This window comes from Paraburkholderia sp. IMGN_8, assembly GCF_038050405.1.
Taxonomy (GTDB): domain Bacteria; phylum Pseudomonadota; class Gammaproteobacteria; order Burkholderiales; family Burkholderiaceae; genus Paraburkholderia.
Window position 1 is genome coordinate 1,706,802 of sequence record NZ_CP150901.1, and the last position, 14,603, is coordinate 1,721,404.

General features: G+C 61.7%; 12 protein-coding genes. 7 read left to right on the plus strand and 5 right to left on the minus strand.

Annotated elements, in window-relative coordinates; genetic code table 11:
- Positions 1 to 269: 269 nt before the first annotated feature.
- Both WN982_RS28935 and WN982_RS28940 read left to right on the plus strand, forming a co-directional pair.
- Positions 270 to 809, plus strand: a complete 540-nt coding sequence (locus WN982_RS28935; RefSeq protein ID WP_341318995.1) for a sigma-70 family RNA polymerase sigma factor — start codon at positions 270 to 272, stop codon at positions 807 to 809.
- Positions 809 to 1,594 carry an anti-sigma factor gene (locus WN982_RS28940; RefSeq protein ID WP_341318996.1) on the plus strand — a complete coding sequence of 262 codons (786 nt, stop codon included), beginning with the start codon at positions 809 to 811 and terminating at the stop codon, positions 1,592 to 1,594. Before WN982_RS28935 ends, WN982_RS28940 begins: the two co-directional genes overlap by 1 nt.
- 76 nt (positions 1,595 to 1,670) lie before the next feature.
- On the opposite strand, the gene WN982_RS28945 is transcribed toward WN982_RS28940, so the two are convergent.
- From WN982_RS28945 to WN982_RS28955, 3 genes are all read right to left on the minus strand, one after another.
- The gene (locus tag WN982_RS28945) at positions 1,671 to 3,368 is read right to left on the minus strand and encodes an adenylate/guanylate cyclase domain-containing protein (RefSeq protein ID WP_341318997.1); all 1,698 of its coding nucleotides are present in this window, start codon (positions 3,366 to 3,368) and stop codon (positions 1,671 to 1,673) included.
- A 363-nt stretch (positions 3,369 to 3,731) separates the two neighbouring features.
- A complete protein-coding gene (locus WN982_RS28950) occupies positions 3,732 to 4,466 on the minus strand; it encodes an IS6 family transposase (protein ID WP_341318998.1) in 735 nt (244 codons plus the stop codon).
- 448 nt (positions 4,467 to 4,914) lie between these two features.
- The gene (locus WN982_RS28955; RefSeq protein ID WP_341318999.1) at positions 4,915 to 5,829 is read right to left on the minus strand and encodes a glutaminase; all 915 of its coding nucleotides are present in this window, start codon (positions 5,827 to 5,829) and stop codon (positions 4,915 to 4,917) included.
- 148 nt (positions 5,830 to 5,977) lie between these two features.
- On the opposite strand from WN982_RS28955, the gene WN982_RS28960 reads away from it, so the two are divergent.
- Complete coding sequence (locus WN982_RS28960; RefSeq protein ID WP_341319455.1) at positions 5,978 to 6,730, plus strand: helix-turn-helix transcriptional regulator; 753 nt, start codon at positions 5,978 to 5,980, stop codon at positions 6,728 to 6,730.
- Positions 6,731 to 6,801: 71 nt separating this feature from the next.
- Here WN982_RS28960 and WN982_RS28965 read toward each other — a convergent pair whose 3' ends face one another.
- Positions 6,802 to 8,379, minus strand: a complete 1,578-nt coding sequence (locus WN982_RS28965) for a DHA2 family efflux MFS transporter permease subunit (protein WP_341319000.1) — start codon at positions 8,377 to 8,379, stop codon at positions 6,802 to 6,804.
- A 221-nt stretch (positions 8,380 to 8,600) separates the two neighbouring features.
- On the opposite strand from WN982_RS28965, the gene WN982_RS28970 reads away from it, so the two are divergent.
- The 3 genes from WN982_RS28970 (at position 8,601) to WN982_RS28980 (ending at position 11,541) form a co-directional block, all read left to right on the plus strand.
- The gene (locus WN982_RS28970; RefSeq protein ID WP_341319001.1) at positions 8,601 to 9,260 is read left to right on the plus strand and encodes a dienelactone hydrolase family protein; all 660 of its coding nucleotides are present in this window, start codon (positions 8,601 to 8,603) and stop codon (positions 9,258 to 9,260) included.
- A 191-nt stretch (positions 9,261 to 9,451) separates the two neighbouring features.
- A complete protein-coding gene (locus WN982_RS28975; RefSeq protein ID WP_341319002.1) occupies positions 9,452 to 10,504 on the plus strand; it encodes a rod shape-determining protein in 1,053 nt (350 codons plus the stop codon).
- Positions 10,505 to 10,752: 248 nt separating this feature from the next.
- A complete protein-coding gene (locus tag WN982_RS28980; RefSeq protein WP_341319003.1) occupies positions 10,753 to 11,541 on the plus strand; it encodes an alpha/beta hydrolase in 789 nt (262 codons plus the stop codon).
- Positions 11,542 to 11,632: 91 nt separating this feature from the next.
- Here the strand turns inward: WN982_RS28980 and WN982_RS28985 are convergent, their stop codons facing one another.
- Positions 11,633 to 12,034 (minus strand): hypothetical protein, encoded by a 402-nt coding sequence (locus WN982_RS28985; protein WP_341319004.1) that lies wholly within the window; start codon positions 12,032 to 12,034, stop codon positions 11,633 to 11,635.
- 413 nt (positions 12,035 to 12,447) lie between these two features.
- On the opposite strand from WN982_RS28985, the gene gltA reads away from it, so the two are divergent.
- Positions 12,448 to 13,746, plus strand: coding sequence for a citrate synthase (gltA, locus tag WN982_RS28990; protein ID WP_341319005.1), 1,299 nt, complete (start codon positions 12,448 to 12,450; stop codon positions 13,744 to 13,746).
- Positions 13,747 to 14,603 lie beyond the last annotated feature (857 nt).

A 14,603-nucleotide genomic window follows, 5' to 3' on the forward strand; every position in this document is an offset into this window, starting at 1 on the left:
TCGGATCGTGCACCGGACGGGGCGTGGGGAGCAGTTGACTGGCGGCGCAAGCCGGAGATAATCCACATCGGCAGGCTTGGTTAGCTTGATTAATTTGCGTCAGCCGAGGCTTTCCCCAAGGTTTCTCCGCACACCTGTATCGATCACATGACCTCCGCGTGGTACGCCAGAGTAATACGGCGCGATTTTGACCGTCGGGGAATAAAAACGACGTGCTGGCGGTCTGATAACTGTCGGTCACGGATTGCGGTTACTGCAGGAATTTCACAATGGCCGATCCAGTCAGCGCGCAGCGCTTTGAGAAGCTCGTGTTACCTCATATGAATTCGGCCTTCAATGTTGCGCGATGGCTGACGCATAACGACCAGGATGCCCAGGACGTGGTGCAGGAGGCGTATCTGCGCGCGTTCCGGTTTTTTGGCGGATTCCGCGGCGACGATGCCCGCGCCTGGTTGCTAAGCATCGTGCGCAATACCTTCTACACCTGGTATCAGCAGAACCGGGGCCACGCACCGGATACGTTGGAGTTTGAGGAAGACATGCATAGCCTTGAGACGAGTATCGCTGATCACGACGACAGTCCTGAAGCGATGCTCATACGCAGTCAGAGCCAGAAGCGGGTGCACAAGGCGTTGCAGAGTCTGCGTCTGGAATACCGGGAGGTGATCGTGCTGCGGGAGCTGGAAGAATTGTCGTACAAGGAAATCGCCACCATTGTGGGCATCCCGATGGGGACGGTGATGTCGCGCCTCGGACGCGGCCGCCAGCAACTTGCGGCGCTGCTCGCCCCGACGGATCAGGAGGTGTGATGGATCACGAACAGGCCTTCGAACTGCTGCCAGGCTATCTCGACCAGGAATTGAGCCTGTCCGAGGCGCTCGAATTCGAGCGCCATCTGGCAGGCTGCGAGCAGTGTCAGCAGGTCTACTCGCAGCACCGCCAGGTGAGTGCGCAGCTCAGGCAGGCGGATTTGCGCGTCGAGGCGCCCGTGGAACTGGTGAAACGCATCAAGGCGGCGTTGCCGGGGCGGCCATCGCTCTGGCAACGGCTGGTTGATCTGTTCGGTTGGCGCCGCGGCGAAGGGTCATTGGGCTGGGCACCGGTTGGCGCGATGGTGATGAGTGTGGTCGCGTTGACGTGGAGCGCGGGGTTGTACCTCTCGGTGCCGTCGAGCGAGACGCGCCTGAGTCAGGAACTCGTGGACAACCATGTCCGCTCGCTGCAGTTCAATCACCTCTCGGATGTGATTTCAACCGACCGGCACACGGTCAAACCGTGGTTTGACGGCAAGCTGGACTTTGCGCCGCCGGTTGTCGATCTGGCGCAGCAGGGATATCCCCTGGTCGGCGGCCGGCTGGATTACCTGAACGGGCGGCCGGTCGCCGTGATGGTCTATCGGTACAAGCTGCACCCGATCAATCTTTATGTGTGGCCGGGCGATGACGCGGGCGCCACGCCTCATATCTACCAGCGGCAGGGCTATCACCTCGCGCACTGGAGTGCTGCAGGAATGAATTACTGGGCAATTACCGATGCCGGGGACATGGAACTGAACAGCTTCATCTCGGACCTGCGAGCGCATCCCGCTTCCTAGCTGGCGCCAGCTCGCTGTCGACACTACCCCTTTTTCGCGGCGGGCGCTGAGTGCCGCGCAATATCGCGAAGTGTTGTCAGGCCTGAGGCATCTGGGACGCCTTGGACAGCACACGGACGGGAACCGGGCCATTGCGGCCTTTCAGGTGTGCATCAAGCTGCGGCAGGTCTGCCGCCGAAACGCCGGCATGCTGGAATACCTGTTCGGACACAATAGCATCGCAAGCGATTTCTTTTGTCAGTTCCTCAAGTCTTGAGGCCACGTTCAGTGGGTCACCAATTGCCGTGAATGTCACATGCTCGCGAAAGCCAATTTCACCCATTACAGCCCGGCCGCAATGCAATCCAATGCCAAACCGGATGGGCGTTTGCAACTGCTGTTCGAGCGCAGCGTTGAGTTGGTCAATGTTGGCTGCCACCAACGGCACCGCGCAGAGCGCCTGGCGACAAGCAATGGCTGGCTCGCTGCGTAAGCCAAAAATCGCGAGCACAGCGTCGCCCATGAACTGGTTTGGCATACCACCCGCCTGGACCACCGCGGCACAGACAGCGCTCAGGAAGCGACTGACTACGAATATGCTGTCGAACGGTAGTTGCGCCGCCGCAAGCTGTGTGGAACCCCGCATGTCCACGAACATGAACGCCGCGAATCGCTCTTGCGGCATGACGTCCCGCTGACGCCGTTGCAGGAAGGCCGTGGATGCGGCCGGCGGCACCAGTGGCCACACGGAGAGATCATGGGTCGGCCGCAACTGGCACGCAAGACGCACTGTCTGCGAGTCAGCGCCCAGTCGCGCCAGGACACGCCGCTCCGCCTCGGCTGGAGTTGGCAGCGGCACATCGCTGAGCACGCGCACCCTACACAATGTGCATCGGGCACGCCCACCGCACGTGCTGGCATGCGGAACTCCGGCCATCCGGCTAGCTTCCAGCACCGAAAATCCGAGCGGCACGAGTACCTTGCGCCCGTCTGGATATAAGATGCAGAGCTGTCCGTGCCGGCGCTCCCGGACCGTGCGCAGCAGCCGCGCTCCAAGTACCAACAGCAGCGCGCCACCATCGAAGAGCAAAAAGTCGTTGCGCAGATTAGCGAGCCAGAGATTTTGCGATCCCGTCCCGACGACCGTCGGCCGAGTCGCCGCGGCGCGCCAGACGGGATCCTGCGCAAGCGCGATCACTTCCCGTCCGCCTTGGAGGAAGCCTAGCAGAGCGAGCACCGGGAGCAGCACGGCGACGCTCAGCAGCACGCTCCGCCACGCCCCAAACCACGGCTTCAGCCGCAACCAGAACCAGACGCCACAACACCCATGCGACCAGGCGACCACCAACAGCATCAGCTGCGCCCGGCCGAAGAATGGCGAAGCGATCCAGAACGAGTACAACAACTGCGCGTAACCCTTGTTCAGGCCGAACGCGGCAAATGCGACCCGCGTATTGGCGAGATGGTTCGCTAGCAGCGGCGGAATGCACAATCCGAGGACGAGTTGCGCTGCCTCACCCCGATTCCAATGCACCGAGCGCCGCTCATACAGAGCCCACAGACCCAGGAAGAAATGCGTCACGAGCGCGCTGTACAGCACGCCTGTTCCAAGCCATCCTTGCCAGATAAACTTCTGTACAAGCAGACCACGCTCCAGCCACGCGAGCGAGATATTCCCCAGCGAGTGATTCAGGAGGTGTGCCCCTACATAGGTGAACAGCACCAGTCCGGTGGTCAGCCGAACCGATCGCACTCCCGCTGGCCGCCATCTTTGAAAACTGGGAAAGCTCAGCATGCTCTGCTCTCCACCCTCTCGATCAGAGGCATTTCGTTGGGATATCGACCGGCGGCCTCGGTTCGACGTGGTTGCAATGCGTGTTTAGTCATGCATCCACCGACTTGCCGCCAAGGTCGTGGAGCCTTTTGAGAAACTGTCAGCTTGCACCCGGCTTGCTTGCGACGCCAAGCCTGGTGACCACGTGGATTGACACATTACAGTGGAGCTGGATCTTTCGAAGCGTGCCTTTAGGGATCTTACTATTGTCGATCCAGCGACTGACGAAACTGAGTGCACGCGACTCACGCATCAACGATGAGTTGAACAGGCGTTGTCAACTTGCCGCGAGTGAGACGAAACGCCGGCAGGTGTGACTTTCGTTCAGAAGCCAGTCGACGGATTTTGGGCTTGTTCCGTGAATTCGCGCCAGGCAACGAACCTTGCAGCAAGCTGTTTGCGATACAGTGAGGCGCGCAGCAGATGCCGCTTGAGCGCGAAGTGTTGTCGTATCGGTCCGAAGCAGGAGAGAAATTGTTGTGTGCGTTTCGGGTCGCGAAAGCCGCGCATGCGGCGCTCGCGTTCCCGGGTCGGTTGGTGGCTGTTCTCCGCCCGGTTGTTCAGCCGGGCGGCCGCTTTGACGAACACGTGCTTCACGCTGACCAGCTCCGGAATGTCAGCCTTTGCTGCCGGATAGCTGCGCAGCTGGTCGGTGACGATCTTGCGCGGTACCAGGTTTGAGCGCAGCACACGCTTGAAGAAGCGTTTGGCGGCTGCCTCGTCGCGCCGCTTTTGCAGCAGGATATCGAGTTCGGTGCCGTGCTCGTCAACAGCACGCCAGAGCAGGTACGGTTCCCCACGCAAAGTCACAAACATCTCATCGAGATGCCACGTGCTACCCGGTTTGCGCCGCGCTGCCTTCACACGGCGAGCCAAGCCCGCACCGAATTTGTCGCACCAGCACCGGATCGTCTCATACGTCACGATCACGCCGCGCTCGACGAGCAACTCTTCGATGTCGCGCAGGCTCAACTGAAAGCGAAAATACCAGCGCACTGCGCAACTGATGACGCTGGCTGGGAAACGGTGACCGTGATAGAGCGATTTCGTTTTCTTCATCGCGCCATCTTACGCCACTGATAAATCAACCTGACAGCGCCCTTCGATGCCAAGGACATAGCCCGCTTGCCCGACCAAGATGACGGGGTGCCCGTACGCGGAGGAGCACCTTGAAACCCTGAGTGACCTCGTTCGCGGCGAGGATGTGCAAGTGCGGCATTGACAGTCGCGGCGGCCCGCTTGACAGCGGAAGTCGTCACAAGGGCCGGCGCCCGCCCGGAATGCGTAGGCAGACCTATTGTCCGTGAGTGATCGTACCGTGCGACTGCTCGACGTTTGATACCGGCCGTTGAACCTCTGGCGACTCGACCGGCTGCTCCGGGTCGAAATGCGTCCGCCGAGCGGCGCACGGTTAGTGTGCCCAATTTTTGCAATTCAACAGAGAACCCCGGCATCAACCAGCAAATACGGACACCCCAAACTTTTTGGGGTGTCTGCGCGAGTGGTATCAAAAAATCGACTGCGCGGTAAGCGTGGTCAACCATTCCAATGCCAGCACGCCGGCCAGCGAATTGCCATTGCTATCGAGCCCCGGTGACCACACGCACACGGCCATCTCGCCCGGCAGCACGGCGACGATCCCACCGCCCACGCCGCTTTTCGCCGGCAAGCCGACCCGATAGACGAAATCGCCCGCCGCATCGTAGGTGCCGCAAGTCAGCATCAGCGCCGATAGTCGCTTGGCGGAACTGGTGTCGAGAATCCGTTCGCCGGTGGAGGGCACAATCCCGTGGTTGCTCAAAAACAGCGCCGCCTTCGCCAGTTCGACACAGCTCATCGAAATCGCGCACTGCCGGCAATAAGCGTCGACCACCACTTGCGGCGGCATTTCCATGTTGCCGAAGCTCGCCATGAAGTGCGCCATCGCCCGGTTGCGGTGAGCGTGCTGCAATTCGGACTGGGCGACACGCGAATCGTAGTCAATGCTGGTTTCGCCGGTCAGACGCCGCATGAATTCGACCAGCGCCGTCTCGGCTTGCACGAAACGGCGGCACAGCACATCGGTGACGACAAGCGCGCCGGCATTAATGAACGGATTGCGCGGCTTGCCCTGTTCGGCTTCGAGCTGGACCAGCGAATTGAAGGCGGTACCGGATGGCTCACGCCCGACGCGCTGCCACAATGCGTCGCCGAGCAGCCGGAACGCCATCGTGCAGGCGAACAGCTTGGAGATGCTCTGAATGGAAAAACGCGTGTCGGCGGCGCCGGTGCGAAACACTTCGCCCGAGTTCGTGACGATCGCCATGCCGAAGCTGTCGGCGGGGATTTTCGCCAGTTCCGGAATGTAATCGGCGACCTTGCCGGTGCCCAGATAAGGCTGGAGATCGCGATGAATCTGTTCGAGGATGGATGAGTAGTTCATTGGGCTCGGCGCGTTGAAGCCGCGATTTTACTGGCAACCTGAAGCGAATTGTTTGTCCGGCGCGGCGCTGCCGGGCTCGAACACTGCTTCGCGACGACTATGCTAATCTTGCTGCCTTTCCAACTGCAACCGGGCAAAACGGACATCCATCATGGGAGCCTTCGATCCGGACAGCTTCGAGCGTTCGGTATTCGTGGTCGAGGAGCGGTACGACGCGCTGGACGAGCCGTGGCACGCGTACCGGCGCGCGCGCCTGATTCATGCGAACGAAGGCGTGCTGACCGTGCGCACCGAAACCGGACGGTGGGTCGTGCCGCCGGGCCATGTGGTCTGGATGATGCCGAATGTGTTGCATCGCCTGGCCGCGGCCGAGCCGGTGCACCTCTACTCACTGTATGCCGATGCGGATGCCGTGCCGCTGGCCGAACAGGGCGGCGCGGTTGTACTCGACCGGCTGGTGGAGGCCTTGCTGATGGCAGCGGCCGATTTGCCGAAGGACCAACCGCTCGATGCGCAGTCCAGGCGCCTCATACAGGTGTTGCTGGACCGGCTGCCGGGCTTGCCCGCCGCGCCGCTGGCGGTGCACTGGCCACGCGATCCGCGCACCCAGCGGATCGCCGATGCGCTGAACGCCAACCCGGCGGAGCAGGCGGTGCTCGAGGATCTGGCGGCAGCCGCCGGCGTCACCGCTCGCACCGCGGCTCGCCTGTTCGTCAAGGAGACCGGGCAGACCTTCGGCCAGTGGCGCCAGCAATTGCGGCTGCTCGTTGCACTCGAGCGCCTGGGCGCCGGCGCCAGTGTCACGCAGGTGGCGTTGGAAGTAGGCTACAGCGATGTGTCGTCGTTTATCGCAGTGTTCCGCGAGGCGTTCGGCGACACCCCGGCGCGCTATTTCCGCTGAGGTAGTGGCGCAAAAGTAGCTGCACAAAACGCGCCGTTTCGCGCATTCGAAGCGCCACCCTACCGTCGCCCTCAGTGCGCGCCCGCCGCATCCGGGCCGCCGCCGCCTTTGGCCGGCCGCGTAATCCAGATCAGCGGAATGATCAGAATGAAAATGATTGCCGACACATAGAAGATGTCGTTCAAACCCATCATCGCGGCCTGCGTGTTCACGGTGAAGTCGAACAGCGCATGCGCCGATTGCGTATTCAGATGCAACAGCGACTGGGTCGAATCGATCTGCTGATTGAAAAGCGGGTTATCGACGGTGGCGCGTTCAGTGAGCCGCTCGTGATGCAGCACCGTGCGGTTGTTCCACTCGTTGCCGGCGATCGAGGTGCCCACCGCGCCGCAAAACACCCGCACGAAATTCGACAGACCCGCCGCCGCCGGAATCCTGTTCGGCGGCTGGCCGGACAGAATGATCGACGTCAGCGGCACGAAGAACAGCGCCATCGGAATGCCTTGCAGCAGCGTGGGTAACACGAGGTGCCACGTGTCGATTTCGATCACGTACTTCGAGCGCATATAGAACACGATCGCGAAGCCGATAAACGCGAGCGTGGCGATGACGCGCGCGTCGGAGCGCGGCAGCACACGGCCCATCACCGGCGCGAGCAGCACCGCGAAGATGCCTAGCGGCGCGGTCACCAGCCCCGCATCCACCGAGCGGTAGTTCAGATACTCCTGCATCCATTGCGGAAGCAGCACCAGGTTGCCGAAGAACACGCCATAGGCGACCGAAATCGCAATCGTGCCGCCGAGGAAGTTACGTTGCGTGAAGAGCCGCAAATCGACGATCGGATTCTCCTCGGTCAGCTCCCACACGAGGAAAAACGCAAAGCTGATCAGCGCCGTGATGCCCAGAATCACGATCACCGGCGACGAGAACCAGTCGAGGTCCTTGCCCTTGTCGAGCATGATCTGCAACGAGGCGACCCAGGTAATCAGCAAACCGAGGCCGACCACGTCGATCGGCGGTTTTCTGATGGCGGATTCGCGGGTGCGGTAGATCATCCACGTGACGCCGGCCGCGAAAATGCCGACCGGAATGTTGATGTAGAAGATCCACGACCAGCTGTAACTATCCGTGATCCAGCCGCCGAGCGCAGGGCCGGCAATCGGGCCGACGGTCGCCGTCATGGCCCATAAGGCGAGTGCGGTCGACGCTTTCTCCTTGGGATAGGAGCCGAGCAGAATCGCTTGCGACAGCGGAATCAGCGGGCCGGCCACGGCGCCCTGGAAGACTCGCGCGACCAGCAGGATCGGCAGCGTCGGCGCAATGCCGCACAGCCACGAAGCCAGCACGAACATCAGAATCGCGCCGACGAACAGCTTCACCTGGCCGAAGCGCTGCGTGAGCCAGCCGGTCAGTGGAATCGACACCGCGTTGGCGGCGGCGAATACCGTGATGACCCACGTGCCCTCGTCGACCGAGACGCCGAGGTTGCCCGAAATGGTCGGGATCGCGACGTTCGCAATCGACGTGTCGAGCACATTCATGAAGGTGGCGAGCGCGACGGCGATGGTCGCCAGAACCAGTTGGCCGCCTTTTAACGGCGGTGGCGAGGCCGGCGGCGCGGCGGTTGGCGCGGAAGTGGGCTGGCTCAATCAATTCTCCGGACGGAAAACCTACGGATGGTCCATTCACCGCTCGCAAAAGCATACCTGCATTCACGTGTTGACGTGGTCGGCGCGGGCAGGCATGACGGCAAACTCACGGCAGAAAGCAATCTGGCAGCGTATCCTCGCGCCAGAGGCAACACGTTGCCGCGCGGTTTGCCGCGCGCGCAGAAACACGAACCGAGAGCACAGAGAGGAAGGAAACGGATATGGCCTGGGAGCAATTCGAACACGGCTGGCGGCGCGCGCCGGCCAATGCGCCTGCCAAGGCATTGGTGGTGCTGCTGCACGGCGTCGGCAGCAATGCACGCGATCTGATGCCGCTCGCGGACATCTGGAGCGAGTCCTTGCCGGACGTCGCCTTCGCGTCGCTCGACGGCAGCGAGGCATTCGACGGCGGCTTCGGCGGGCGTCAGTGGTTCAGCCTGCGCGAGGTCGTCGAGGCCAACCGCGAGGCGCGCGTCGCCGCGGCCTATCCGGCGCTGCGGCGCATGCTCGAAGCCGAACTGGCGCACTGGCAGCTGGATTTCAGCCGGCTTGCACTGGTAGGCTTTTCGCAAGGCTCGATCATGTCGATGCATCACGTGGCGACCAGCGCGCAAGGCGCTGCCGCTGTCGTCGCGTATTCCGGGCGGCTCGCCTCGGCGATCGTCGCGCAAAACGGCACGCCGCTCACGCTGGTGCATGGCGAAGAAGACGAAGTGATTCCGGTGCGGGAGCTCGAACGCGCCGCCGATGCCTTCAGCAACGCCGGCTACACCGTCGACGCCTACGTGCTGTCCGGCACTGGTCATACGATTAATGCCGACGGCGTCGAGCTCGGGCGCGAGGCGCTGGTGAGCGTGCTGGGTCCGTTGTCGCGAGACTGACACGGCCCTGATTGAAAAATTGGTCTAAAGAATTTGATCTGCTTGCCGTTAACTGCTCATTAGCATGAGAATCACCCCCGCCGCGCGGATCGCGCAGCGCCCGTCAGGGCGAACCACGCGGCACGGGTGACCGGGGGCGCATTTTCCAGACTGCCCGGCAAGGGCGGATAACGACATACCAGAGCCTTCCTATGGCCAGACCGACGCCGCATTACCCGCTTTTCGATCGCTTGTTCCGTCATGCCGTGGCGGTGGACCTCGGCACGGCCAACACCCTGATCTATACCGACGACGGCGGCATCGTGCTGAATCAGCCGTCGGTCGTCTGCTTCGAGAAACAGCCTGCCGCCGGACAAAAGCGCGTTGCCGCGGTTGGCACCGAAGCGCGGCAACTGCTCGGCAGGGCGCCGCGCAATCTCGAGGCAGTGCGGCCGATGCGGCACGGCGTCATCGCCAATTTCTCGGCCGCCGAGCATATGATCCGGCAATTCGTCGACATTGCGCGCCCGCGGCCGCTGTTCAGCCGCCGCGCGGCTTTCACGCTGTGCGTGCCGGCGGGCGCGACCCAGGTCGAGCGTCGCGCGATCAAGGAAGCCGCGGTGGCGGCCGGCGCGTGGAAGGTGAGTCTGATCGGTGAATCGCTGGCGTCGGCGGTCGGCGCGGGCCTGCCGGTGTCGGAGGCGAGCGGTTCGATGGTGGTCGATATCGGCGGCGGCACCACCGAAGTCGGCGTGATCGCGCTGGGTGGCATGGCGTATAGCGGCTCGATTCGCGTCGGCGGCGACAGCTTCGACATGGCGATCGTCAATTACGTGCGCAATCTGTACGGCGTGCTGCTAGGCGAGCAAACCGCCGAGCATGTGAAGAAAAGCATCGGTACGGCCGTGCGTGACGTGCCGATTGCGTACATGAACGCCACCGGGCGCAGCGTCGACGACGGCCTGCCGCGCACGGTTCAGCTGAGCAACCACGATATCGCCGACGCGATCGACGGCCCGCTGCGTCAGGTGATCGGCGCGGTGAAGCGCGCGCTCGAAACGGCGCCGGCCGAGCTGGTGACCGATATCGCGCACAGCGGCATTGTGCTGACCGGTGGCGGCGCGCTGCTCGGCAACCTTGGCCAGCGGCTGACCAATGAACTGGGCCTGGGTGTCCGCGTCGCCGACGAACCGCTGACTTGCGCGGTGCGCGGCGCGGCTGCGGCGGTGGCGGCCGGTTTGCTGGATGAATGCGCGTACGAGTGACGTGCCGCGGCAGTGGCGTACCGCGCATCGCGCGCCGTACGACGCAAGCTTCGGCGTACATTTGACGCCAATGTGACAATACGCGACGCGTCCCATTTGCCGGGACGCACGCTCGCTTTCCTTTCCCCGATTTTTTCGAGCAGGCATCGCTGCATTCAGGCGTTGCCGCGCCGCCCGTGAATCCGCCTGTGAATCAACCTGTTTCTGCTTCGTCTCCATCTTTTATCGAACTGCAAAGTCGTTTGCGCATGCCCTACGTGGAAGCCGGCGAGGGCGAACTGCTGCTGTTCGTGCACGGCTCGCTGTGCGATTACCGCTATTGGCAACCGCAACTCGCCGGACTTTCGAAGCATTACCGCTGTGTCGCAGTGAGTCTCACGCACTACTGGCCGGTGACCGATACCGAGCCGGACCTGCCGTTCAGTTGGAGCGGGCATGCGGATGAAGTGGCCGAGTTCATCGAACGTTGCGGCGCAGGGCCGGCGCACGTGGTGGGGCATTCGCGCGGCGGCTGCGTGGCCTATCATTTCGCGCGGCGCCATCCCGAACAGGTGCGCACCTTGACGCTGGCCGATCCCGGCGGTCCGTTGCAGATCGCCGGGAGGCCACCCGCGCGTTTGCCGGAGACAGTTAACGCGTTGCGCGCCAAAGCCGCGCAGCTGATCGAAGCAGGCGAAGTGGATGCCGGCTTGCAGTTGTTCGTCGATTCGGTGAGCCGGCCCGGCTTCTGGGCGATGAGCACGCCGGGTTTTCGCAGGATGGCGACCGACAACGCGCACACGCTCGCGCGCCAGTTCCGCGACCCGTTGCCCGCGTACGTGCCGGAGGAGGCGGCCGAGGTACGCTGCCCGGTGCTGCTGATCGACGGCGAAAAGAGCCCGGACATGTTCCGGCGCACGGCAACCGCACTGCAATCGTGGCTGCCGGACGCGCGCCGCGAAACGGTGCGCGGCGCGTCGCACGGGATGAGCCTCGCGCATCCGGCCGCGTTCAATCGCTATGTTGATGAATTCATCCGTGCAATGAGTGCACGCTGAGCGCGCAATGAGCAGCAATGAACGCGCGCTGAGTTCCGCACAGCGATGCGCGCGCGGGTGATCAGCACGCGCGGGTCAGAACGTATGAAGCTCAAGCTTTGCGATGCGCGTCGGTATCGAGTGCGCGTTCCGCTGCTTCGCCAACGAGGCCGTGATAATACAGATGCACGCCGATCGCGAGCGAGTCGTTGCGAATTTCGTGGAATGCTTTCCACGCCTTTACCGGGTCTTTGAACAGCAGGTAGTGCGCTTCCCGCGCGATCAGGTCAGCCACTTCATGCAGACCGTGGCCGTGCAATACGTTCACCAGCGCATCGAGACTGTGATGGGTGCGTGCGTCGGTACGCGGATAGAGCATATGCAGCACCGCGACGTTTTGCGTCTTCAGCGCCGCCGACAAGGCGACGACGATGTCCTGATGATTCAGCGCGGTGACGATGCTGTCTTCGTTGTGGACGTGATCCGGAAACAGCGTTTCGAGAGAGGCATTCATCGGGTCCTTCCTGTTCTTCTGGCTGATTAAAAAAGCCCGCCGTAGGACGGCGGGCCAAAGACAGCGATGTGCTTGCAGGGGAAGCAAAACACGGATCCAGTATCGCAGAGCCGCCGCACTTGTGCTGCTCGACAGCCGCAAAACATTGTTGCATTGCGCGCACCAACTTTCATTTGGCTGGCAGGGCAGGTTTGCGTGTGCAATGCGCGTGTGCAGTGCATTTCTGCCCGGTATTTGCACGTGGCTTTTCAGGCAACGAATGTTGCGCCAGTCGAGATGGATTGTTGCGGTCAATCGGCGCAATCAATGCATCATCGAACCGTAGAATGCGAAGCGGAGCCTGAGCATGCGTGACGAGCGACGATCGAGCATGCCGGCACGTGTGCGATATGACAGTGAAAGGAAACGTGTAGATGAACTCGAAGACACACGCAACGCTGAGCTTTTCCGACAGCGACCAGACGATTGAATTGCCGATTTACCAGGGTACGCTTGGGCCGGATGTCATCGACATCCGCAAACTGTATGGCCAGACGGGCAAGTTCACCTACGACCCGGGTTTCATGTCGACGGCGGCCTGCAATTCAGAGATCACGTATATCGATGGTGACAAGGGCGAGCTGCTATATCGCGGCTACCCGATCGACAATCTCGCGCAAAACGCCGACTTCCTCGAAACCTGTTATCTGTTGCTGAAGGGCGAGCTGCCGACTGCGCAGGCGAAGGAAGAGTTCGTGAAGACTGTCACGCAGCACACGATGGTTCACGAGCAGATGCATTTCTTCTTCCGTGGCTTCCGCCGCGACGCGCACCCGATGGCGATTCTGGTGGCGGCGGTGGGTGCGTTGTCGGCGTTTTATCACGACTCGCTGGACATCAATAACCCGCTGCACCGCGACGTGTCGGCGATTCGCATGATCGCCAAGCTGCCGACGCTGGTGGCAATGGCATATAAGTACACCGTGGGCCAGCCGTTCGTGTATCCGAAGAACGACTTGTCGTACAGCGCGAACTTCATGCGGATGATGTTCGCCAATCCGGCGGAGGAATATAAGGTCAACGACGTGCTAGTGCGGGCACTTGATCGCATTCTGATCTTGCACGCCGATCATGAGCAGAATGCTTCGACCTCGACGGTTCGGTTGGCGGGTTCATCGGGTGCGAACCCGTTTGCTTGCATTGCGGCGGGTATTGCTTGCTTGTGGGGCCCGGCGCATGGCGGCGCGAATGAAGCTGCGCTGAATATGCTGGAGGAGATTGGCTCGGTCGACAACATTCCCGAGTTCATTGCGAAGGTGAAGGACAAGAACTCCGGCGTGAAGCTGATGGGTTTTGGCCACCGTGTGTATAAGAATTACGATCCTCGTGCGAAGCTGATGCGGGAGACTTGCCACGAAGTACTGGAAGAGTTGGGGCTGCATGACGACCCGCTGTTCAAGCTCGCGATGGCGCTCGAGAAGATCGCTCTCGAGGACGACTACTTCGTGTCGCGGAAGCTGTATCCGAATGTTGATTTTTATTCTGGCATCGTGCAGCGGGCTTTAGGTATCCCTACGGCGATGTTTACCTGTATCTTTGCGATGGCTCGCACCGTTGGATGGATTGCGCAGTGGAATGAGATGATTGCTGATCCGGAGCAGAAGATTGGGCGCCCACGGCAGTTGTTTGTTGGGCAAACGCAGCGCGAGGCTAAACGGATCGAGCAAAGGTAGTTTTTTTGCCTTCGCGGCGCTCGTGTTCTGTGTGCCTGCGGTGTTGGCCTTTCCTTGATTTGATATTGGTTTATTAGCGTCGCCCCTGTGCGGGGCAGGCACTTACTTTCTTTGCCGCCGCAAAGAAAGTAAGCAAAGAAAGCGGCTTCACACCGCTAACCCTTAAGCGGGTCCCCTGGCTTGGAGGAGGTAGCGGACCATCTGGAATCGGTGTTCTCGCGCATTCCGCGCTGGTGACAAGGCAGTCATTCTTCCGGCGGCGCTGCGCGCGCCGTGGCGGTACTTCATCAAACTGCCCGTTGGTTTCGGCGCTCGGCGGTACTTCGCAAAGCCGCGCGCCGGATTGGGTGCTCGGCAGTACTTCGCAAAACTGCCCGCCTGGTTCAACGCCGACGTTTCGTCCGCATAGTGGCTGGCACTCCCAAACTTCGGCACTTCGCCGAGGCGAAGCCGATGGCTCCCCACAAAAAAAGAATTACCCACTGGATTCCCTTGCAGACCGTTCCGGCGAGCACGCAGTGCGAGGCGGGAAGGATGATGCCGGAGGCGCCTATCTGCGATCGGTGTTGGGAAGTACCGCGACGGCGCGCGCAGCGCCGCCGGAAGTATGACTGCCTTGTCACTAGCGCGGAGTGTGCGAGAGCACCGATTCCAGATGCTCCACTGCCTTCTCCAAGCCAGGCGACCCGCTTAAGGGTTAGCGGTGTGAAGCCGCTTTCTTTGCTTACTTTCTTTGCGGCGGCAAAGAAAGTAAGTGCCTGCCCCGCACAGGGGCGACGCTAATAGACCACTAAGAAATCAAGGAAAGGCCACCGCCGCAGGCACACAGAAACAAGCGCCGCGCAGGCAAAACAAAA